Raw genomic sequence first — 23,530 nt, forward strand, 5'->3', positions numbered from 1 at the left:
CAATAACCCAACTTCCCTTATTAAAAAAAGAATAAAAAACAGCTGTGGAAATTCTTAAAAAAAATAAAACAATACTATAACATACTAAATGTAGAATTATGTAGTTTTGAATTATAACTAAATATAAAATCAAATATTAAAAAAACATTTATGAAAAAGATACTTTTAGCAGCTGTATTGTTCATAGCAACAGCAGCAACAACACAAGCGCAATTATTAAAAATTGGGGTAAAAGCAGGGGTAAACTTTGCTAATCAAACTGGGGATGCTAGTTTTGATGGAATTGAACTTGATAAAGAAGGTATTACAAGTTATCACGCAGGTTTAGTAGCCGAGTTAAAACTACTAGATCGTTTTTCTATTCAACCGGAGCTTTTATACTCTACTCAGGGCGCAAGTTATAAAGAAGCTGGAGAAGAATTTAAAAAAGAATTAGGTTATTTATCTATCCCTGTAATGGCAAAAATTTATTTAAGTGATTCTTTTAGTTTAGAAGCAGGACCACAGGCTTCTTTTTTATTAAGCGAAAAAGATGATTTTGATCCTTATGATGCAGAAACTTTCGAATTTGGAGTGAACTTTGGTTTAGGATTTAAAATTACTGAGAATATTTTTGTTCAAGGACGTTATAATTTAGGTTTAACTGAAGCTTCTAAGTATGCAGATGTTAAAAACTCCACAGTACAACTTTCTGCTGGATTCATGTTCTAAAAATAATCACATAGTTTTATAAAAACCGTTCTAATTATTAGAACGGTTTTTTTATTTTTACAAAGTTCAATCGCTATTTATTAAAGAAAATTATAATCAGTCTAAAACATGAAAATCGCCATAATCAACGGTCCCAATTTGAATCTGTTAGGAAAAAGAGAACCAGAAGTGTACGGAAGTCAAACTTTTGAAGACTATTTTGCGATGTTGCAGAAAAAATTCATGAACGTAGAATTGTATTATTTTCAAAGTAATATTGAAGGTGAATTAATCAGTAAAATTCAGGAATATGGTTTTTCGTATGATGGTATTATTTTGAATGCAGGAGCTTATACACACACTTCTGTAGGCATTGGCGATGCGATGAAAGCCATTACGACTCCGGTAATCGAAGTACATATTTCGAATACGTATGCGCGTGAAAGCTTCAGACATCAGTCGTATTTGTCCGGAAATGCTAAAGGCGTTATTTTAGGTTTTGGTTTAAAAAGCTACGAATTGGCTATTCAGTCTTTCTTTTTGTAGTAGTTAGAACTTTAATTTATAATTACGCAGTTAAGCAGATTTAACTTTTTTTTAATAACCTCATATTGAAGTTATTCTATTTTTGTGAAAGAAAAAACTTTCATGAGAAACTATACTTTATTTGCCTTTTTACTTTTTTCGATTACAAACTTTGCTCAGATCAAAGGAATTATAACAGATGACAAAGGGAATCCGCTTCCTTTTGTATCAGTTTTTGAAGAGAACACTTATAGTGGAACCACTTCTAATGATCAGGGAGTGTATCAGCTCAATGTTAAGGAAATAGGTAAAAATAAAATTGTTTTTCAATATTTAGGTTTTAAAACCCAAAAAATTACGGTTGCTTCTGATGTTAAAACGGTGACTTTAAACGTAAAAATGCAGGAGGAAAGTTATACCTTAAATGAAGTGGTGATTGACCCTAAAAACAATCCTGCCAATGCCATTATAAAAAGTGCCATTGCAAATCGCAAAGAAAACTCCGATAAAACCAAACGATATACCGCCGATTTTTATTCGAAAGGAATGTTTAAGGTTAAAGATCTTCCTAAAAAAATTCTGGGGCAAAAAGTTGATCTTGGTGAAGACATGGCTTCCAATTTAGATTCTACAGGTACTGGTATTTTATACTTATCCGAAACCATTTCGAAACTTACTTTTGAAAAACCTGACAAAGTCAAAGAAAAAATCATCGCCTCGAAAATCTCCGGAAACAATAGAGGGTATAGCTATAATACAGCAAGTTTATCTACCTATGATTTTTACGAAAACACCGTAGAATTTAATATCAATCTGATTTCTCCTATTGCTTATAATGCTTTTAATTATTACAAATACACACTCGAAGGTACTTTTTTTGATGAAAACAATCAGCAAATTAATAAAATAAAAGTAACGCCTAAACGCGACAAAGAGCCGGTTTTTGAAGGTTACATTTATATAATAGACGATAGTTTTGCGATTTATGCCGTAGATTTTGAGATTAAGGGCTACCGAATGAAACAGGAATTTACCGAGGCAATGAACTTAAAACAGACTTTTACCTACAATCCTAAAAATAAAATTTGGGCAAAAAACGCTCAGACTTTGGCTTTTAGTGCAGGGGCTTTTGGAATTAAATTCTCAGGCAAATTCAACTATGTTTATTCTAATTATGAATTTCCGGATTCTTTTGAAAAGAAAACGTTTGGTAAAGAAATTGTAGCTTTTGAAACCAATGCCAATAAAAAAGATGATGCGTACTGGAATGAAATAAGACCCATACCGTTAACTCTCGAAGAAAGTACTGATTATACCAAAAAAGACAGTTTACTGACGATTAGAAAATCCCAGAAATACATTGATTCTGTTGATGCCAAAAACAATAAATTTAAAGTTTTTGATGTGCTTACAGGTTATAATTACAAAAACACTTTCAAAAACTACTCTTTTGAGTATAAGGGTTTGCTTGATCCAACATCTATGAGTTTTAATACCGTTCAGGGTTATAATTTAGGAACTGGTTTTTCTTTTAGAAAATGGAACGAAGATAATGGTAAAATGACATCAATAGGTACTGATTTTAATTATGGTTTTTCTGATGAGCGTTTTCGTGTTACAGGAGTTTTTATGCACCGATTTAATGCGATAAATTATGCTACCATTTGGGCTTCAGGAGGAACAAAAACAGCGCAGTTTAATAAAGCTGAGCCTATTACTAAACTTGTTAATTCTATCAGTTCTTTGTTTTTTAAGGACAATTATATGAAATTGTATAATCTGGAATTTGCACAAATCAATTATGCACAGGATATTGCAAATGGCGTAAATCTGAACGCTCAGCTTGCGTACGAACAACGAAAACCATTATTCAATACTACTGATTATTCGTTCTTTAAAAGAGAGGATGTTTATTCGTCTAATAATCCTTTGGCTCCAAATGATTTTGATACCCCGGGTTTTGATAAACACCATTTATTTAAAGCGAATCTTACAGCAAAAATAAATTTTGGAAACAAATATATCTCAAGACCTGACGGCAGATATAATGTGCGAAACGAAAAATATCCTACACTTTTTGTTGCCTTCGAAAAAGGTTTTGCCGGAAGCGATAAAAAATATGAATTCGAGAACCTGGCAGCTTCGGTAAAATATGATGTATTATTAGGAAATAAAGGTATTATAGGCATGAATTTAAGAGGCGGGAAATTCTTTAATGCCGAAAATATTGCTTTTATGGATTACAGGCATTTCAACGGAAACCAAACTCACATCGGGTCAAGCAGCCGCTATCTGGATGTATTCAATTTAATGCCTTATTATGCCAATAGTACCAACGACAGCTATTTTGAATTACACTCGGAATACAATGATACTGGGTTTATTATGAATAAAATTCCGTTACTGAATAAATTAAAATCGACACTGAATCTTGGTTTTCATACCTTAGCGATTCCAGACAGAAAACCATATTCTGAATTTACGGCCGGTTTAGACAATCTGGGTTTCGGAAAATTTAAACTTTTCAGAATCGATTATGTACATTCTTTTCAAGGTGCAAAAGAACAAAACGGAGTGGTTTTCGGTTTGAAAATATTGAATGCTTTGGATTAGTTTTTTTATTCTGCACATGAATACTTTTTTCTTTCACGCAGATTTTACAGATGAGAATTGATTTTTGAATGTTTATTAAAGAGAAACTTAAACGTTATCTGTCAAAAATAAAAACAAAAGAAATAGATTTAATCTTTAAAATCTGTGTGAAATTATACTGAATTGTAGCTGCTAAATTTTGGAAACTGAGACAAACCTAAATCAGAATATCACTTTCCAGATCAGATTTTTCGATTTCAAAATCAAAACCTAAACGTTCTACCAATTCGATAACGAGTTTTTTATACCAGTTTTCAGATTTTGGATGAATGTAAATTTTCTCAATCAATTGGTTGATATCCACATTGATTTTTAGACCGTCATTAAGTTTTAGGTTGCTTTGAGAAGTGTCGGTAATAATACGAACCTCACGTTCGTACTGAAAACTTTTTCGTTTGAATAAAAACGGAAAGAACAAATCATCAAACGGAATATATTCTTTTTTATAATCGATATAATTGACTTCGCCAATATACTGATCAAAATTATTCTCAGGATTCAATGCTTTTTGCAACCTTCCAATGGTAGATTGTATGGCTAGTCCTTCGCTGTTTTGCGTAAAAATCTGCCACATGGCAAACGATTCATATTCGTTGATGTGCCAGCTGCTTACCGCAACTTTTTCGCGGTGCGTTTTGTAATAATTAAGAAAGTCCGGATTGTCTTTTGCAAGCTTTTTTATCTCTTCAAAAGTGGGTTCGCTAAAAGTACCTTCATATTGATCTTCAAACTTGTCGGAACGCGACATGAATAATTTTTTAGATAATAATAAATCCAAAAATTTAGACAAATCCAAATACTTCCAAACCACAGTATCCGGATCTTCTGGTAACTTTATGTTTGGATTGTTAAGATACATTTTTCTTGTTTAGAGGTTCAAAGTCTCAAAGTAACAAAGGTTTAGAGTTTTTTTATGACTCAAAAGATTGCATAGTAACCAGTTTGTTGTAGGTTCCGTTATGCGAAATTAATTCGTCGTGAGTACCTTGTTCTACAATTTTTCCTTTTTGCATCACCACAATTATATCTGCTTTTTGAATGGTGGATAAACGGTGCGCAATGACAATTGATGTTCTGTTTTGCATCATGTTTTCAAGTGCTACCTGTACAAATTTTTCGCTTTCAGTATCCAGTGCAGAAGTCGCTTCATCCAAAATCATAATTGGAGGATTTTTTAGTACAGCACGCGCAATCGATAAACGTTGTTTTTGTCCTCCTGAAAGTTTATTTCCGCTATCGCCAATGTTCGTCATGATTCCTAAAGGCAAATCTTTTACAAATTCATACGCATTCGCAATTTTTAAAGCTTCAATAACTTCCTCATCTGTAGCATCTAATTTTCCTAAAGAAATATTGGCTTTTATGGTGTCATTAAACAAAATACTGTCCTGTGTAACCAATCCCATCAAACCGCGAAGCGATTGTAAGTCCATATCTTTAATGTTTACACCGTCAATAGCAATTGTTCCTTCGTTTACATCATAAAAACGGGTTAACAAATTGGCAATGGTACTTTTTCCGCTTCCTGATTGTCCCACAAGTGCTACAGTCTGACCTTTTTTAATTTGAAGTGAAAAATCTTTTAAGACATTTTCATTTTCATATTTAAAATTGATATTTTGTATGGTAATATTATCTTCAAAAGTTGTTTTTTCGATAGCATCAACTTTAGTGGTAATTTCGTTATCCTGATCCAGAATTTCTAAAACGCGTTCTGCGGCAGCATTTCCTCTTTTTACACCATAAGAAGCTTTCGAAATTGCTTTTGCAGGAGTTAAAATGTTGTAAGCTAATCCCATATAGGCTATAAAAGCAGCTCCGTTTAATGTTTTTTCTATCAAAACCATTTGACCACCATACCAAAGTAATACTGCAATTACAGTAATTCCCATGAATTCACTTGCTGGAGAAGCTAAGTTCTGACGGTTTCCAATAGTATTAGATAAATTAAAAAAACGTTCTGTAGAACCCTGAAAAACTTTATTGAAGTAGTTTTCAGCATTATACCCTTTTACAACTTTTAATCCACCAACGGTTTCTTCGATAGTAGATAAAAAAGTTCCTTGTTCCTGTTGTGCTTTTGTAGATTGTTTTTTAAGCTGTTTCCCTATCAAAGAAATAATGTAACCGGAAATCGGAATAAAAATAAAAACAAATAAAGTCAGTTTAAGACTTATTGCAAACATCATTACAATAGTAAAAACGATGGTTAGTGGCTCTTTTACAATTAATTCTAATATCGCTAAAAATGAATTTTGAACTTCGTTAACATCACCGGCAATTCTCGAAATAACATCTCCTTTTCTTTTTTCTGAATAAAAAGCTAATGGCAACTCTAATGTTTTTTTGTACATCGCATTTCGCATATCCCTTAAAACTCCATTTCGTAAAAAAGTAATAAAAAACATAGCGAAATAATCGCATAAATTTTTAAGTAAAAAGATAGAAATAATTACCGCTACCATTATTGATAAAGTGTATCCTACTCCAAATGTATCCGTTGTGGTGGTGATAAAATAGCTTAGATAATCTTCAGCATATTGTTTGATTTCCCAAATTCCTTTGTATATAGGCTTAACAACTTTGTGTTTGTTCTGGTCAAATAAAACCTGAATCATCGGAATTAATGCCATAAACGAAAGTGTACTAAAAAGCGCATACAAAACATTAAAAAAGATGTTCAGGAATGCGTATTTTTTATACGGATAGATAAAAGGAACTATTTTTTTGAAATTACTCATTTATTTGTAGATGTTATTTTCTGCTATAGCAATGGCTCTTTCGAGTTTTTCTAGCAATAATTTTTTTTTCAGGTAATTGGGTTAAATTGGCAGAAACTTTTATTTGTTCGTCATTGTCGAGCATTAAATAATTAATTTGTTCTGGCGATTTTTCACTGCACAAAATTAATCCAATTGGTTTGTTTTCTCCTTCTTTTTGTTCATTTTTCTCTAGCCAGCGAAGATATAATTCCATTTGTCCTTTGTAGGCTGCTTTGAATTTGCCTAATTTTAAGTCAATCGCAACTAATCTTCGAAGACCGCGATGATAAAAAAGAAGGTCAATATATAAATCTTCATCATCAACTGTGATTCTTTTTTGGCGGGCTAGAAAGGCAAATTTACTTCCCATTTCGGTAATGAAATGTTGTAGTTGGGCTAATATTGAGCTTTCTAAGTCTTTCTCAGAATAACTGTCATGCAAGCCTAAGAAATCTAAAAAATAAGGATCTCGAAAAGCTAAATCAGGGCTGATTTGTTTTTCGTTTTTTAATATTTCTAAATCTTTAGCAATGGTTTCTTCAGGTTTTTTGCTAATTGCTGTTCTTTCGAATAGCATACTGTCGATGCGTTCCTGCAAGGTTCGTACGCTCCATCTTTCGTGAATACTCATCTGGATATAAAACTCACGTTTGATGTTGTTGTCGATATAAATTAACGTTCGAATATGAGACCAGCTCAATTGTGCACACACTGTGTGCACAATTGTAAGGTCTTGAATAACAGAGTTTAGTTTTATAAAACTATGAAGATTTCTCTTATTGAATCCGGTTCCGTATCTGATGGAAAGTTCTTCACTTAGATTTTTTATAAGTCTCTTTCCGTAATCTGCTCGATCATTTTTTAAAATCTCATCATTGATGTTTTTGCCAATTTTCCAATACAATAAAGTCAGTTCCTGATTAACAGTTTTGGCAACAAAATGACGCGTTTGATCTATTAATCCGATAATCGAATTTAATAGTTCGGGTTTGTCATTGGTGTCAAGACTATCGCTCATTTTTTTACTTCAACTGCATTCCTGCAATAATATTTTGTATTTTTTGATCTAAGAATGCTTCTGCGGCCTCAAAATTCTCAACAGAATCTAATTCGGCATTTACACTGATATAGAATTTAATTTTTGGCTCAGTTCCACTTGGTCTTGCACAAATTTTAGAACCATCTTCTGTATAATAAATCAATACGTTCGATTTTGGCATATCCATTGTCGATTCTTCTCCTGTCAACAAATTTAGTGCAACAGAAGATTGATAATCTTCCACCATAATGACACGTTGTCCGTTGATTTCTTTCAAAGGATTTTCACGTAAATTAATCATCATCTGATTGATTTCTTCCAAGCCTTCCATTCCTTTTTTGGTCAACGAAACTAGATATTCTTTATAAAAACCATTTTCAACATACAATTGCAAAAGTTCTTTATAAACTGTGCTGCCGGCAGCTTTTGCCTGAGCAGCAACTTCGCAGATTAGTAGGGTAGCGGCAACGGCATCTTTGTCACGAACCGCATCACCAACCATAAAACCAAAGCTTTCTTCACCACCTCCAATAAACTGAAGTTTAGGGAAATCTTTAATCATTTTGGCAATCCATTTAAATCCGGTCAGACCCACTTTGCACTCAACGCCATAGTTGGTTGCCAGTTCCATCATCATCGGAGTCGAAACGATAGTAGATCCTACGAATTGTTTTCCGTTTATTTTGCCTGCTTTTTTCCATTGTTTCAATAAAAAAGCTGTCATCAGAATCATCGTTTGATTTCCGTTAAGCAAAATCATCTTACCTTCATTGTTTCTAACAGCAACACCTAAACGGTCACAGTCGGGATCTGTTCCTACTACGATGTCCGAATTGGTTTTATCAGCCAATGCCAAAGCCATAGTCAATGCTTCAGGCTCTTCAGGATTTGGAGATTTTACCGTAGGGAAATTTCCATCCGGAATTGCTTGTTCCGGAACAATATGCACATTGTTGTAGCCTGCTCCTGCCAATGTATCTGGAACCGATTTTATCGAAGTACCGTGCAATGAAGTAAAAACAATATGCAAATCATCTTTCGCAGCAGCGGGAGTATTAAAACTTGCATTTTCGATAGACGATTTCACAAATGCTTTGTCGATATCCGTATCAATATATTTAATCAGACTCTCGTTCGCATTAAATTTGATTTTATCGTAGCTTAGGTTTTCAATAACTTTAATAATGGCCTCGTCTTCCGGCGGAACAATTTGTCCTCCGTCTTCCCAATAGACTTTGTATCCGTTATATTCTGGCGGATTGTGCGAAGCTGTTAGTACAATTCCGCATTGACAGCCTAAATATTTTAGGGCAAAAGACAATTCCGGAGTAGGACGCAAGTCAGAAAACAAGTAAACCTGAATTCCGTTTGCCGAGAAAACATCAGCAACTACTTTTGCCAAAGTATCGCTATTATGACGACAATCATAAGCAATAACCACTTTTATAGGCTGATTCGGGAATACTTCATGTAGGTAATCAGACAATCCCTGCGTGTTTTTTCCAAGAGTGTATTTGTTAATTCTATTGTTTCCTACGCCCATAACACCACGCATTCCGCCGGTTCCAAATTCAAGGTTTTTATAAAAACTTTCTTCTAGTTCCTTTGGTGATGTAGTCATTAATTCCTTTACGGCATCTTGTGTTTCTTTATCAAATGTAGGCGTTAGCCATTCATTTACGGCATTTAAAATCGGTACTGCGATATTCATAATTATATGTTTTTACAATTAAAAATTTAAAAAAAATAATTGTGGTATTTTTGGAGCTATTTCCTGCTATCCGCTTCAATCTTTTGTGGCGAACCCCGCCACAAAAGGATTTTCGCTTCTATCAGGGCTAGGGCATTAGTATTAAAAATTAACTTCCCGGGCAATTTTATAACGTCCTTCGTTGCTTTTAGTACGTAAAATAATTTCGCCTAAAAAACCTGCGAGAAACAATTGAGTCCCTATTATCATAGATGTAATCGATAAATAAAAATGAGGTCTCTCAGTAATTAATCGGCTGGTTTTGTGAATTAATAATTTATCGATTCCTAAATAGAAAGCCAATAAAAAACCAATGATAAACATCACGGAACCCAATAAACCAAACAAGTGCATAGGTCTTTTTCCGAATCTGGATAAAAACCAAATCGTAATCAAATCCAGAAAACCGTTTATAAAACGATCCATACCAAATTTGGTTTCGCCGTATTTACGAGCCTGGTGAATAACGACTTTTTCGCCAATTTTATTAAAGCCGGCATTTTTTGCCAAAACCGGAATATAACGGTGCATTTCACCCGAAACTTCTACGTTTTTTACTACTGTATTTTTGTATGCTTTTAGTCCGCAGTTAAAATCGTTCAGCTCAACACCAGAAGTTTTTCTGGCTGCCCAGTTAAATAATTTCGAAGGTAAATTTTTCGCCACAACAGAGTCGTAGCGTTTCTTTTTCCAGCCTGAAACCAAATCATATTTTTCGTTGATAATCATATCATACAATCCAGGAATTTCATCCGGACTGTCTTGCAAATCGGCATCCATTGTAATAATAACATCGCCTTGCGCTTTGGCAAACCCGGCGTGTAAAGCCTGCGATTTCCCGAAGTTCTTCATAAACCGAATGCCTTTTACATTCGGATTTTCGTTAGAAAAACTTTCAATAATATTCCAGGAATCATCCGTACTTCCATCATCCACGAAGATGATTTCATAAGAGTAATTGTTAGATTGCATCACTTTAATAATCCAGGAGTAGAGTTCTTTCAGTGATTCCTCCTCGTTAAGAAGCGGTATAAGTATAGATAAATTCATTTAATTTTTTATTATAGACTTTTTATGGTTTGTCATTCTTAACTATTGCACCTACAATTAATGAGTAGATTAAGCCTATCAATGCGTACATAACTAATGTTGCTGGGAAAACTATAAATGGGTTCATGAATTTTTTAACCATAGAAAGTCCCATTTCTAATTCTTTTGCAGTAATGTTTGGGTTTTGTTTTATCATTCCTTCTTTTGAAATGTCAAGCATTTCATTAATAAATTCAGGAAATATAAAATTAAAAATCACACTAAATGCAGCATATATTAAACCTGCAATTACAGTTATAGAAACCCCTGTTTTTAAACATTCTGAAAAAGAAATAAATCCATTATTTATGTCTTTTTTGTAATGATTACACCCTAAGTATATAAACAAAATAGGCAAAACAAGATAATTTGCTAGATTTACAATTATTCCAGCACTTGAATTAACTAATGATTTCATGCCTATTACATACATAATGACAAATTCTAAAACCATTATAACACCGAACAAAACGCCGAACAATAGTCCTGACTTTGCAGGAGAAATATTTTTATCCATAAAATAGTAATTTAATTAATCCACAAATATAGCAATTCCCAATATATACACCGATAAAAAATGCTTATCGAATTTAATTAAAAAAAATGCTACAAAGATTTGTTTATTAAAAAATAATTGTAAATTTGCACACTCAAAAATAATTAAATTTTTAAACAAAAAAAGAGTACGATTGTTTACACCTTTTTCTAACCATGAAAAAGCTTCAAAATAAAAATGCTCTAAACAATAAATAAAAAGAAAGATGAAAAAAGGAATTCACCCAGAAAATTACAGATTAGTTGCATTTAAAGACATGTCAAATGACGAGGTTTTTATCACTAAATCTACTGCAGATACAAAAGAAACAATTGAAGTTGACGGAGTTGAGTATCCAGTTGTAAAAATGGAGATTTCTAGAACATCTCACCCTTTTTATACTGGTAAATCTAAACTTATCGATACTGCAGGACGTATCGACAAGTTCAAAACTAAATATGCTAAACTTGCTAAAAAATAATAGCTTGTTTTTTATCATACAAAAGCCTTCCTATTTGGAGGGCTTTTTTTATGGGCTATTTTATTGGTTCTAAATTCATGAATTTGACGAAATTCCAAAATTTAAAAAATTTCAATTCAAGGAGTTGCGCAGAAAGGTTAGTTACGTTAAGAAATGCTAATTAAAAATAATAATTCGTGAATTCGTGGCTATTTCCATTAAAACAGATTTAATGAAACGCAATAATATTTGTAACTTTGGACTCGATAACCAAATCAAGATTTTAACAAGTACCAAATATTTTTATTATGAATTACATTCTTTTTGACGGACCCGTCCGGAATGCTTTATTGCCTTTTACTTTTACACGCCCGGTGGCAGATATCTTAATCGGAATCATGACAATCCGCCAAAAATGGGAAACTCGCTTGGGATCAACGATTACTACAATCACCGAGGAATATTTGTCTGAGAAATTCCCAATGGTAGAATTAGAAGAAAATGTAATGATTAACGCCGCTTTTTTACCAAATGAAAAGCTTGCCGATATGGTTTCTGACTTAAAAGAAAATCAGGCTATTTTTAAAGGGGATGATGTAATTGCTTTTTTTACTCATGAAAATCAGGAAGAAGTTGATTTTGATACTTATGAAATTATTCAATATACAGAGGATTGTTTAACGGTGGAGCATACCTGGGATATTTTTTCGAAAAATGGTGCTGCCATTCAGGAAGATTTTAATTTCCTGACAGAAGACAGAAAATCGCAGCCTATTCCGAAAAGTGTCAACGTAATTGCACCGGAAAACATCTTCATCGAAGAAGGAGCAAAATTAGAGTTTGTGACTTTAAACGCATCAAACGGACCAATATATATAGGTAAGAATTCCGAAATTATGGAAGGAACCGTAATTCGTGGCCCTTTTGCTTTATGCGAAAATGCAATGGTGAAAATGGGTGCTAAAGTATATGGAGCGACTACCGTTGGACCAGGTTCCAGAATTGGTGGAGAGGTAAAAAATTCGGTTCTTTTTGCGAATTCTAATAAAGGTCACGAAGGATTCCTTGGTGATTCTGTTTTAGGCGAATGGTGCAATATTGGAGCGGATAGTAATAATTCAAACCTAAAAAACAACTACGAAGAAGTAAAATTATGGAGTTATGAAACTGAAGGTTTTGCTAAAACCGGACTTCAGTTTTGTGGTTTGATGATGGGAGATCATAGTAAATGCGGAATCAATACGATGTTTAATACCGGAACTGTTGTGGGTGTGAGTGCTAATATTTTTGGTTCTGGCTTCCCGCGAAATTTTGTCCCGAGTTTTTCCTGGGGTGGAGCAGCTGGTTTTACCACTTATATTACCAAAAAAGCTTTCGAAACTGCCCGCTTAGTTATGAGTCGAAGAAATATTGAGTTCGATGCTACTGAAGCAGCTATTATGGAACATATTTTTGAGGAAACTAAAAAATGGAGAAAAGACTAAGAGTAAGATAATCATTGAATTTGAAAATAATATGATTTTAAAGCTCAATAAAGAATCAAATCTTTATTGAGCTTTTTTACTTTTTTATCTTTTTGACTTCAATTCTATTAGTTTTTTTTCTTAAGATGTTATAGTTTTACCCTGCATTTTTCTCTTTTGAGTAATTTTATTGCGTTTTTAATAATTGTAAAATAACAAATGATTTATATGGAAGAAGTTGTTGGGTTTTTAAATAGTATTGTATGGAGTAATGCTCTAATTATTTTATGTCTCGGAGCTGGACTCTATTTTTCATTGCGAACCCGGTTTTTGCAAGTACGCCATTTTAAAGAAATGTTTCGTTTGTTATTTGATGGAGAAAGTTCAGAGTCAGGAGTTTCTTCTTTTCAGGCTTTGTCAATGTCATTGGCCGGCAGAGTAGGAACAGGAAATATTGCTGGTGTAGCTACAGCTATTGCTTTTGGAGGCCCCGGGGCATTGTTCTGGATGTGGATGGTTGCTTTTTTAGGGGCAAGTACCGCTTTTATAGAAGCCACATTGGCGCAGATATATAAAGAAGAAAATAAAGGTCTGCTTCGTGGAGGTCCCGCTTTTTATATCGAAAGAGGATTAGGAATTAAGTGGTTTGCTGTTTTATTTGCAGTGGTTTCTGCTGTTGCAATGGGGATTTTGCTTCCGGGTGTTCAGGCAAATTCTGTTGCAGAAAGTGTTCAGAACGCCTTCAGTATAGACACATGGATTACAGGTATAGGGGTCGCAGTGATTTTTGGGGCAATTGTTTTTGGAGGAGTTAGAAGGATTGCCAAGTTTACAGAATTAATTGTGCCTTTTATGGCGATCGGTTACATTTTGGCGGCTGTCGTTATAGTGGTGATTGATATTGATAAATTACCGGGCGTAATTTCGTTGATTTTTAAAAGTGCTTTTAATCAGGAAGCTGGTTTTGGTGCTGTATTTGGTCTGGCAGTGCAATGGGGAGTAAAACGTGGAATTTATTCTAATGAAGCTGGTCAGGGTTCGGCACCTCATATTGCAGCGGCAGCAAATGTTTCGCATCCAACCAAGCAAGGATTGGTGCAGGCTTTTTCAGTTTATATTGATACGCTATTGGTTTGTAGTGCAACAGGTTTTATGATTTTAATTACAGGAACTTACAATGTTTTAAATCCTGCTTTTGGAACAGGAAATGCTCCAAAGTTTTTGTATCAGGGAGTTGATGATGTGACTGCTGGAGCTGGTTATACCCAAAGTGCAATGGATAGCGTTTTTCCTGGATTTGGTTCTTATTTTGTTGCTGTGGCTTTGTTTTTCTTCGCTTTTACAACTATTCTAGCGTATTATTATATTGCAGAAACAAACGTTTCTTATCTGACTAAAAATCTAAAATCGCCAATTGCAAATCATATTTTGAAAGTAGTAATGCTATTGATTATTATTTATGGAAGTGTAAATACTGCAAAACTGGCATGGGATATCGGTGATTTAGGAGTTGGACTGATGGCCTGGTTTAATATTATTGCTATTTTCTTATTACAGAAACCTGCATTGGCGGCTTTAAAAGATTATGAAAAGCAAAAAAAAGAAGGTAAAAATCCTGTTTTTAACCCTAAAGATATTGGTGTGAATAATGCCCCAATTTGGGATAAAACCAATCAGGATACATAAAAAGGGCTTTTATAAAATATAAAATATCCGACAGGACTATTGTTTTGTCGGATATTTTTTTTTTGACTTTTTTCAAAGATATATTACACTTGTAATTATCGGATTATCTAATTGCCAAATTATCTAATTAATCTATCTTTGCACTTTTAAATTTATTGAGGATAGAAACTTCTAATTTCCAGCCTCTAACTTCTAACTTTATATAATGATTACAGTTAACGATATTTCGGTTCAGTTTGGTGGAACTACATTATTTAGCGATGTTTCTTTTGCTATCAATGAAAATGATAAAATTGCCCTTATGGGTAAAAACGGTGCGGGAAAATCGACACTTTTAAAAATAATTGCAGGTCAGAGCAAGCCTTCAACCGGAAGTATTTCGACTCCAAAAGATGCTGTTGTGGCGTATTTGCCTCAGCATTTGTTAACTCAGGATGGTTCGACTGTAATGGAGGAGGCGTCTAAGGCTTTTGGTGAAGTTTTTAAAATGAAAGCCGAAATCGATGAAATCAACGAGCAATTAACCGTTCGTACTGATTATGAAAGTGATGCTTACATGAAATTAATCGAAAGAGTTTCGGATTTAAGCGAGAAATATTATGCAATCGAAGAAGTAAACTACGAAGCCGAAGTTGAGAAAATATTAGTTGGTTTGGGTTTTGAGCGTGAAGATTTTGCACGTCAGACTTCAGAGTTTTCTGGAGGATGGAGAATGCGTATCGAGTTGGCTAAAATCTTACTTCAAAAACCAGATTTGATTTTGCTTGATGAGCCAACCAACCACATGGATATCGAAAGTATTCAATGGTTAGAGGAGTTTTTAATTAATCAGGCAAAAGCTGTTGTGGTAATTTCGCATGATAGAGCGTTTGTAGATAATATTACCAATCGTACTATCGAAGTGACGATGGGAAGAATTTACGATTATAAAGCCAAATATTCTCATTATTTAGAATTAAGAAAAGACCGTCGTGTTCATCAGCAAAAAGCGTATGATGAACAGCAAAAAATGATTGCTGATAACAGAGCGTTTATTGATCGTTTTAAAGGAACTTTTTCTAAAACAGATGCGGTACAGTCGCGTGTGAAAATGTTAGAAAAGTTAGTCATCGTACAGGTTGATGAAGTGGATAATTCGGCTTTAAAGTTGAAATTCCCGCCTGCAGCACGTTCAGGGCAATATCCTGTGGTGGTAAAAGAGTTGTCGAAATCGTATGGAGATCATGTGGTTTTTAAAGATGCCAATATTGTAATCGAAAGAGGTCAGAAAGTGGCTTTCGTAGGGAAAAATGGTGAAGGAAAATCAACGATGATCAAAGCGATCATGAAAGAAATTGGCATTGACGAAGGAAGTGTAGAAATTGGACATAATTCTCAAATTGGCTATTTTGCTCAAAATCAGGCTTCTTTATTAGATGAAAATGCTACTATTTTTGAAACAATTGATGCTATTGCAGTTGGAGATATTAGAACGCAGATAAAAAATATTTTAGGAGCGTTTATGTTTCAGGGTGATGATATTACCAAGAAAGTAAAAGTACTTTCGGGTGGAGAAAAAACCCGTTTGGCTATGATAAAATTATTGCTGGAGCCGGTAAACTTGTTGATTCTGGATGAGCCTTCGAATCACTTAGATATGAAGACTAAAGATATCATCAAAGATGCTTTGCGTGATTTTGACGGAACTTTAATTCTGGTTTCGCACGATCGTGATTTCCTTGACGGATTAGCGACTAAAGTTTTTGAGTTTGGAAACAAACGAGTAAAAGAACATTTTGAAGATGTGGCAGGATTCCTGGCGCACAAAAAAATGGATTCGATGAGAGAAATAGAAAAGTAATTTTTCTGAAACTATAAAAAGCAAAAAGCACAAGAATCAACTTGTGCTTTTTTATGTTTTACATTCGGATTCCCGGTGGAAGTAATTCTTTGTATTCGGGATTTTTTTTGATGAATTTTACAACTCTTGGGTGAATAGGCATCAATTTGAATTTTCTTTCGATGATAATTTCCATGATGTTTTTGAGTAAAGCGTCGATTAGTGCTTCGTTTTCAAAAGTGTCCGGGGTGTTGATTTTGGTTAAAAATATTTTCTTTTCCTGAAACGAATATTCTATAGCAATTAATCCTTCAGGCGTCATAGTTTCAAATTGTCTTGCAAACGTGTTGTCTTTGATTTCCATAGTTGAAATAGTTTCCATAGTTTTGGGTTTACTACAAAGGTAATCATTTGATTTTCAATATTAAATTATTTAACAGGGCAGTTGATTTGAAGTGTTCTGAAGATTAGTGTTTTTTGTTGTAATTAAAGGTGTAAAATTTGTTAAGAGTATGATTAAAAAAAGTAATTTTAGATAAAATTAAAAACTGTAATTATAATTTCTTTCCGAACGAATGAGTAAGATTCCTGTTTATTTTATGCCTGGTTTGGCGGCTAGTCCCGCGATTTTTGAAAGAATCCAGTTAGATGAAGCTGTTTTTGAAGTTTTTATGCTCGAATGGGAAATTCCGTTTGCAAAAGAGCCTTTGTCCGATTATGCGCTTCGGATTACAAAAAACATCAAACACGACAATCCGGTTTTGATTGGGGTTTCTTTTGGAGGAATCCTGGTGCAGGAAATGTCAAAACATATCGCAACCCGAAAAGTCATCATTATTTCGAGTGTGAGAAGCAATTTAGATTTTCCGAGAAGAATGAAAATTGGAAAAACGACAAAAGCATACAAACTGATTCCGATGAAACTGATCCTGAATATCGAAAATCTGGCTAAATTTTCTTTTGGCGAAAAAATCAATAAACGCATAAAGTTATACGAAAAGTTTCTTGCTGTTCGGGATTTGAATTACCTGCAATGGGCAGTAGAATCTGTTATTTGTTGGGATAGGAGCGAAGTTGACGAAAGTGTGGTTCATATTCACGGCGATCTCGATGATGTTTTTCCGATAAAATATATCAAAAACTGTATCATTGTCAAAGGCGGAACCCATATTATGATTCTCAATAAATACAAATGGCTGAATGAGAATTTGCCTTCTATTATATTGGAGGATTAAATTCCAAATTTTGAAATTCCAAATTCAAAAAAAAAATCCAAATTCCAATGCGCGTAATCTTGTCGTCCCTCGTTCCTGGATGATAAGATTGTGTAGAAACTCGCTGAGATTTCTTTGTTTCTCAGGGATGACAAATTACACGATGAAACTTCTTATGAAAACCAGTGCCCTAGCCCTGATAGAAGTGAAAATCCTTTTGTGAAGCTTTAGCGGAACAAAAGATTGTAACGGATAGCAGGAAATTGCTCCTAAAAATTAAATTCCAAATATTTAAAATTCCAAATTCCAAAGAAATCTGCACTCTAAAATCTAAACTCTACAATCTAAAATTAAAAAATCCCAAACTCCGATTTGGAATTTGGGATTTTAAATATTGGGATTTCAGATAATTTTAGATTTTCTTCATTTGATCTTTCATCATCGTGATTTGCTCTTTTAGCATTCCTTGCTTGTCTAATTTCTTAGCTTCGTTAAGTAGGTTAGTCGCTTCAAGCTTTCTGCGGCGTGACATGGCTACTCCGGCAAGGTTTAGTTTTGCTACTGCAAGATCCATATCCATTGATAAACCAAGTTCGATTGCTTTTTTGAAATGTTTCTCGGCCTGATTGATATTGGTTTGTGATAACATGATTCCGTGAAGGTAATTAAAGTAGCCTTGTTGTTTTCTTACTAAAGCCGTTTCCGGGTTTTTAATGTATGCCAGCCATTTTTTTGCACCTTCGAAGTCTTGTTTTCTTAATTTAAGGAAGGCTAAAAGGATAAATTCGTTTTTGAAATAAAGAAAAATTGGAATTGCAGTCAGTAATAAAAGGAAAATACCATTTCCGATATTGCTTTCTGTAAATTGCCAAACGCCAGCAACTACAAGAAGTCCGGCTAAAATAAGTTTAATATTTTTGTGAAACATAATAGATGTATATTTGTGATTGCAAATATAGTAAAATGAATTAAAAATATTTTTATTAAAGTGCTTGCCAGAAAAAAAAGTCTTTGTATATTTGCACTCGGTTTTGGAATAACGATATTCTAAAACAGAAAAGAGATATTAGATACCATTTTAAAGATACAAAGCAATGAGCAAAAGAACATTTCAACCATCGAAAAGAAAAAGAAGAAATAAGCACGGATTTATGGACAGAATGGCTTCTGCGAATGGAAGAAAAGTTCTAGCGCGTAGAAGAGCAAAAGGAAGACATAAATTGACTGTTTCTAGCGAACCTAGACACAAAAAATAATGTTTGTATAAACATACATAAGGCGATTACTTTTTTAGTATCGCCTTTTTTTATACCTTGTCATTAAATTTCTTGCAACTTTCTAGTTTTTAGTGAACTACGAATGATTTTTAAATACCATTTATAACTACACAATACAAATAAAATGCCTAAAGACACATCAATAAAATCAGTTTTAATAATAGGTTCAGGTCCTATTGTTATTGGTCAAGCTTGCGAATTTGATTATGCAGGTTCTCAATCTGCACGTTCTATTCGTGAAGAAGGGATTGAAGTTATCTTGATAAACTCGAATCCAGCGACGATTATGACCGACCCAAGTATGGCCGATCATATTTATTTGAAACCATTAACTACAAAATCGATTATTGAAATTCTAAAAGCACATCCGCAAATTGATGCTGTTTTGCCAACAATGGGTGGACAAACGGCTTTGAACTTGTGTTTGGAAGCTGAGGAAAAAGGAATTTGGGAAGATTTTGGAGTAAAATTAATCGGTGTTGATGTAAATGCGATTAATATTACCGAAGACAGAGAGCAGTTTAAACAGCTTTTAGAAAGAATAAATGTACCAACTGCACCTGCAAAAACAGCTACTTCATACCTTGAAGGAAAAGAAATTGCTCAGGAGTTTGGTTTTCCGCTTGTAATTCGTCCTTCGTTTACGCTTGGAGGAACCGGAGCAGCGGTGGTTTACAAAAAAGAAGATTTTGATGAGCTTTTGACTCGTGGTTTAGAAGCTTCTCCGATACACGAAGTTTTGATCGACAAAGCTTTGATGGGTTGGAAAGAATACGAGTTGGAACTTTTAAGAGATAAAAATGATAATGTTGTAATCATTTGTTCTATCGAAAATATGGATCCAATGGGAATTCATACTGGAGATTCGATTACGGTGGCGCCAGCGATGACATTATCGGATACTACTTTCCAAAAATTACGTGATTACGCGATCTTGATGATGCGTAGTATCGGAAATTTTGCTGGAGGTTGTAATGTACAATTCGCAGTTTCGCCAGACGAAAAAGAAGATATTGTAGCGATTGAGATTAATCCTAGAGTATCTCGTTCTTCTGCATTAGCATCAAAAGCGACAGGTTATCCAATTGCAAAAATCGCTTCGAAATTAGCTTTAGGGTACAACTTGGATGAATTGCAAAATCAAATTACAAAATCGACTTCGGCTTTATTCGAGCCAACTTTGGATTATGTAATTGTGAAAATTCCACGTTGGAACTTTGATAAATTTGAAGGAGCCGACAGAACTTTAGGACTTCAAATGAAATCGGTAGGTGAGGTAATGGGAATTGGACGTTCGTTCCAGGAAGCCTTACACAAAGCGACTCAGTCATTAGAAATTAAACGTAACGGTTTAGGTGCTGATGGAAAAGGATATAAAAACTACGAACAAATTATCGAGAAACTAACTTTTGCAAGTTGGGATCGTGTTTTTGTAATTTATGATGCGATTGCAATGGGAATTCCATTGAGCCGTATTCACGAAATTACCAAAATCGATATGTGGTTCTTAAAACAATACGAAGAACTTTATACTTTAGAAAAAGAAATTTCGAATTATAAAATTGGAGATTTACCAAAAGAATTGTTGCTTGAAGCCAAACAAAAAGGTTTTGCCGACAGACAAATTGCACACATGATGAATTGTCTGGAAAGTGAAGTACATACTTTGCGTATGGATCAAAAAATCAACCGTGTGTTTAAATTGGTAGATACTTGTGCGGCTGAGTTTAAAGCAAAAACACCTTATTACTATTCTACTTTTGAGGCTGAAATCGAAAAAGCAAATGGCGAGCGTTATGTAGATAACGAAAGTATTTTGACAGATAAAAAGAAAATCATCGTTCTGGGTTCTGGACCAAATAGAATTGGACAAGGAATTGAGTTTGATTATTCTTGTGTACACGGAGTTTTGGCAGCAAAAGAATGTGGTTACGAAACGATTATGATCAACTGTAATCCAGAAACAGTTTCGACTGACTTTGATACGGCGGATAAATTATACTTCGAGCCGGTTTTCTGGGAGCATATTTACGACATTATTCAACACGAGAAACCAGAAGGTGTAATCGTTCAGTTAGGTGGTCAGACGGCTTTGAAATTAGCTGAAAAATTATCTAAATACGGCGTAAAAATCATAGGAACAAGTTTTGATGCACTTGATTTAGCTGAGGATAGAGGACGTTTCTCTGACTTGTTAAGAGAATTAGATATTCCTTTCCCACAATTCGGAATTGCAGAAACGGCTGATGAAGCTTCTGCTCTTGCAGATACGCTAGACTTCCCATTATTGATTCGTCCTTCTTATGTATTAGGAGGTCAGGGAATGAAGATTGTAATCAACAAAAAAGAACTGGAAGAGCACGTAATCAATTTATTGAAAACGATTCCAGGAAATAAATTGCTTTTAGACCACTATTTAGCTGGAGCAATCGAAGCTGAGGCGGATGCTATTTGTGATGCTGATGGAAATGTATATATCATCGGAATTATGGAGCACATCGAGCCTTGCGGAGTGCACTCTGGGGATTCTAATGCTACTTTGCCTCCTTTTAACTTAGGAGAATTTGTAATGCAACAAATAAAAGATCATACGGAGAAAATTGCTAGAGCTTTGAAAACTGTTGGTTTAATCAACATTCAGTTTGCGATAAAAGATGATACGGTTTACATCATCGAGGCGAATCCTAGAGCTTCCAGAACGGTTCCGTTTATTGCAAAAGCATACGGAGAACCTTATGTAAACTATGCTACAAAAGTAATGTTAGGGCATAATAAAGTAACTGACTTTGATTTTAACCCGCAATTGAAAGGATATGCGATCAAACAACCGGTTTTCTCTTTCAGTAAATTCCATAATGTAAACAAAGCATTAGGACCAGAAATGAAATCAACTGGAGAAAGTATTCTCTTCATTGATGACTTAAAAGACGATCAATTCTACGAATTGTACTCTAGAAGAAAAATGTATTTGAGTAAATAATCTCGAATCTTGATAATAAAAAAGCTCCAATGAAAATTGGAGCTTTTTTTATGGACTTTTTAGTTGTATTTGATAATGAGATATTTACCTATATTTGATCAGTTTCATTTTAATTCCGTAATTTTCATCTTAATCAATTCTAAAGTAAAAGCATGAAATCATTTTTCATTTATAGCATATTGTTTATTATTGTTTTTAAAGTTGATGTCTTTGGACAGAAAAATATTAATGATAAATTTAAAAAAGAAACAATCAGTAAAATTAATTTGTTATTAGAAGAAAATTACGTCTTTCCTGATCAGGCCGAATCAATTGTTAAACATTTGAATAAAAGTTTAAAGGAAGGTAAATTTAAAAAATATGAATTATTAGATTCCTTCGCAATTGCTTTAACTAAAGAAATCAGAGTTGTTAATAACGATAAACATTTAGGTATATGGCCTGCTTTTGTTCCCGAAAAAGAAAAGGTGAACTTAGATAATGACTATCAATTATATCTGAAAAATTATGACGACACTCGCAAAAAAGCCAATGGTTTTAATGAGGTTAAAATAATCGATGGAAATATTGGTTATTTAAATACCAGCTTTTTTCTTTCAGAAACTAATCAAACTATTGATTCATACCTGTATCTTTTAGCTAATACAGATGCTGTAATTATTGATTTAACGGATAATGGTGGTGGAAATCCCAAAACGGTAAATTACTTATGCAGTTATTTTCTAGAAAATAAACTATTAATTAATACGCTTTACTTTAGACAGGGAAATCGAAAAGATGAAATTTTTACACATCAGGTAAATGGAAAAAAGAGAGTTGATGTTCCTTTGTTTGTCATCATAGGCCCAAAAACATTTTCCGGAGCTGAAGAATTCAGTTATAATATGCAAAGCCTCAAAAGAGCGATATTAATTGGAGAAAATTCTGGAGGAGCTGCAAATCCGGGTGACGTTTTCAAAATAAATACTGATTTGGAAATCTTTATTCCAACAGGTACAAGTACTAATCCGATAACAAAAAAAAATTGGGAAGGAATTGGTGTTATTCCAGAAATTAAAATTGGTGCAGAAGAAGCGTATTCTAAAAGTGTAGAATTAGCACGTGAGGCAGCAATTATTTACAGGAATAAAAAAGCGGCAGAATCTAAAAAATTATATGATGAATTACAGCTTATTTTCAGTCAGGAATCTCTATTGGTTTCAGAAAAGGATACTGTAAAAATGGATGAGCAAATACTGCAGATTTTCACAAAAGGAGTTGATTTGGATTTGTTTACTGAAAAAGATATTAATTTTTTTGGATCTCAAAACATCACCAAAAATCCATTAATTGCAGAGTCTATTTTAAAATGCAATACAATTTTATACCCAAAATCGCCCATGACTTATCTGGCCTACGGAGATTTGCTTGAACAAAACGGAAAGAAAGATTTAGCTTTAAATAATTTCGGAATATCAGTAGCTTTGGCAGAAGAACAGAAAGCACCTTATTTAGAAGGTTTAAAAAGGCGATATGAAAAAGCGAAAAGTAATAAACAATAAAAAAGCTCCAAAATTACTGGAGCTTTTCTGATTAAAGTAAGATTGATG

At 33.8% G+C, this 23,530-nt stretch carries 19 protein-coding genes; 11 read left to right on the forward strand and 8 right to left on the reverse strand.

The window, feature by feature from the left end:
* Positions 1-150: 150 nt before the first annotated feature.
* The 3 genes from GON26_RS09885 to GON26_RS09895 all read left to right on the forward strand — a co-directional run bounded on the left by GON26_RS09885 (position 151) and on the right by GON26_RS09895 (position 3,828).
* Positions 151-711 (forward strand): porin family protein, encoded by a 561-nt coding sequence (locus tag GON26_RS09885; protein WP_160374640.1) that lies wholly within the window; start codon positions 151-153, stop codon positions 709-711.
* Positions 712-819: 108 nt separating this feature from the next.
* On the forward strand, positions 820-1,236 hold the full coding sequence (gene aroQ, locus GON26_RS09890; protein WP_160374641.1) for a type II 3-dehydroquinate dehydratase: 417 nt from the start codon (positions 820-822) through the stop codon (positions 1,234-1,236).
* A gap of 102 nt (positions 1,237-1,338) precedes the next feature.
* The gene (locus GON26_RS09895; RefSeq protein ID WP_160374642.1) at positions 1,339-3,828 is read left to right on the forward strand and encodes a DUF5686 and carboxypeptidase regulatory-like domain-containing protein; all 2,490 of its coding nucleotides are present in this window, start codon (positions 1,339-1,341) and stop codon (positions 3,826-3,828) included.
* A gap of 196 nt (positions 3,829-4,024) precedes the next feature.
* Here GON26_RS09895 and GON26_RS09900 read toward each other — a convergent pair whose 3' ends face one another.
* The 6 genes from GON26_RS09900 to GON26_RS09925 all read right to left on the reverse strand — a co-directional run bounded on the left by GON26_RS09900 (position 4,025) and on the right by GON26_RS09925 (position 11,024).
* Positions 4,025-4,726, reverse strand: coding sequence for a DUF2971 domain-containing protein (locus GON26_RS09900; RefSeq protein ID WP_160374643.1), 702 nt, complete (start codon positions 4,724-4,726; stop codon positions 4,025-4,027).
* Positions 4,727-4,778: 52 nt separating this feature from the next.
* A complete protein-coding gene (locus GON26_RS09905; protein WP_160374644.1) occupies positions 4,779-6,608 on the reverse strand; it encodes an ABC transporter ATP-binding protein in 1,830 nt (609 codons plus the stop codon).
* A gap of 13 nt (positions 6,609-6,621) precedes the next feature.
* The gene (locus GON26_RS09910) at positions 6,622-7,647 is read right to left on the reverse strand and encodes a PDDEXK nuclease domain-containing protein (RefSeq protein ID WP_160374645.1); all 1,026 of its coding nucleotides are present in this window, start codon (positions 7,645-7,647) and stop codon (positions 6,622-6,624) included.
* Between the two features lie 4 nt (positions 7,648-7,651).
* The gene (locus tag GON26_RS09915; protein WP_160374646.1) at positions 7,652-9,379 is read right to left on the reverse strand and encodes a phospho-sugar mutase; all 1,728 of its coding nucleotides are present in this window, start codon (positions 9,377-9,379) and stop codon (positions 7,652-7,654) included.
* Positions 9,380-9,520: 141 nt separating this feature from the next.
* A complete protein-coding gene (locus GON26_RS09920; RefSeq protein ID WP_160374647.1) occupies positions 9,521-10,468 on the reverse strand; it encodes a glycosyltransferase family 2 protein in 948 nt (315 codons plus the stop codon).
* A 22-nt stretch (positions 10,469-10,490) separates the two neighbouring features.
* Positions 10,491-11,024, reverse strand: a complete 534-nt coding sequence (locus GON26_RS09925; RefSeq protein WP_160374648.1) for a DUF4199 domain-containing protein — start codon at positions 11,022-11,024, stop codon at positions 10,491-10,493.
* Between the two features lie 244 nt (positions 11,025-11,268).
* Here GON26_RS09925 and GON26_RS09930 point away from each other — a divergent pair, with 244 nt between their 5' ends.
* From GON26_RS09930 to GON26_RS09945, 4 genes are all read left to right on the forward strand, one after another.
* A complete protein-coding gene (locus GON26_RS09930) occupies positions 11,269-11,523 on the forward strand; it encodes a type B 50S ribosomal protein L31 (protein ID WP_160374649.1) in 255 nt (84 codons plus the stop codon).
* A 287-nt stretch (positions 11,524-11,810) separates the two neighbouring features.
* Positions 11,811-12,986, forward strand: coding sequence for a GlmU family protein (locus tag GON26_RS09935; RefSeq protein ID WP_160374650.1), 1,176 nt, complete (start codon positions 11,811-11,813; stop codon positions 12,984-12,986).
* A 207-nt stretch (positions 12,987-13,193) separates the two neighbouring features.
* Complete coding sequence (locus tag GON26_RS09940; RefSeq protein WP_160374651.1) at positions 13,194-14,651, forward strand: alanine/glycine:cation symporter family protein; 1,458 nt, start codon at positions 13,194-13,196, stop codon at positions 14,649-14,651.
* A gap of 205 nt (positions 14,652-14,856) precedes the next feature.
* Positions 14,857-16,491 carry an ABC-F family ATP-binding cassette domain-containing protein gene (locus GON26_RS09945; protein ID WP_160374652.1) on the forward strand — a complete coding sequence of 545 codons (1,635 nt, stop codon included), beginning with the start codon at positions 14,857-14,859 and terminating at the stop codon, positions 16,489-16,491.
* Between the two features lie 58 nt (positions 16,492-16,549).
* Here the strand turns inward: GON26_RS09945 and GON26_RS09950 are convergent, their stop codons facing one another.
* Positions 16,550-16,852 (reverse strand): GNAT family N-acetyltransferase, encoded by a 303-nt coding sequence (locus GON26_RS09950; RefSeq protein ID WP_230407914.1) that lies wholly within the window; start codon positions 16,850-16,852, stop codon positions 16,550-16,552.
* Positions 16,853-17,045: 193 nt separating this feature from the next.
* Here GON26_RS09950 and GON26_RS09955 point away from each other — a divergent pair, with 193 nt between their 5' ends.
* Positions 17,046-17,705, forward strand: a complete 660-nt coding sequence (locus GON26_RS09955) for an alpha/beta hydrolase family protein (protein WP_160374653.1) — start codon at positions 17,046-17,048, stop codon at positions 17,703-17,705.
* A 391-nt stretch (positions 17,706-18,096) separates the two neighbouring features.
* Here the strand turns inward: GON26_RS09955 and GON26_RS09960 are convergent, their stop codons facing one another.
* Positions 18,097-18,612, reverse strand: a complete 516-nt coding sequence (locus tag GON26_RS09960; protein ID WP_160374654.1) for a DUF2892 domain-containing protein — start codon at positions 18,610-18,612, stop codon at positions 18,097-18,099.
* 166 nt (positions 18,613-18,778) lie between these two features.
* On the opposite strand from GON26_RS09960, the gene rpmH reads away from it, so the two are divergent.
* The 3 genes from rpmH (at position 18,779) to GON26_RS09975 (ending at position 23,482) form a co-directional block, all read left to right on the forward strand.
* The gene (gene rpmH / locus GON26_RS09965) at positions 18,779-18,940 is read left to right on the forward strand and encodes a 50S ribosomal protein L34 (RefSeq protein ID WP_008464848.1); all 162 of its coding nucleotides are present in this window, start codon (positions 18,779-18,781) and stop codon (positions 18,938-18,940) included.
* Positions 18,941-19,085: 145 nt separating this feature from the next.
* A complete protein-coding gene (gene carB, locus GON26_RS09970; protein ID WP_160374655.1) occupies positions 19,086-21,941 on the forward strand; it encodes a carbamoyl-phosphate synthase large subunit in 2,856 nt (951 codons plus the stop codon).
* A gap of 152 nt (positions 21,942-22,093) precedes the next feature.
* Positions 22,094-23,482: a S41 family peptidase gene (locus tag GON26_RS09975; protein ID WP_160374656.1), complete on the forward strand. Its 1,389-nt coding sequence runs from the start codon at positions 22,094-22,096 to the stop codon at positions 23,480-23,482.
* Positions 23,483-23,530: the final 48 nt, after the last annotated feature.

The sequence above is a fragment of the Flavobacterium hydrocarbonoxydans genome, assembly GCF_009789235.1.
GTDB lineage: Bacteria > Bacteroidota > Bacteroidia > Flavobacteriales > Flavobacteriaceae > Flavobacterium > Flavobacterium hydrocarbonoxydans.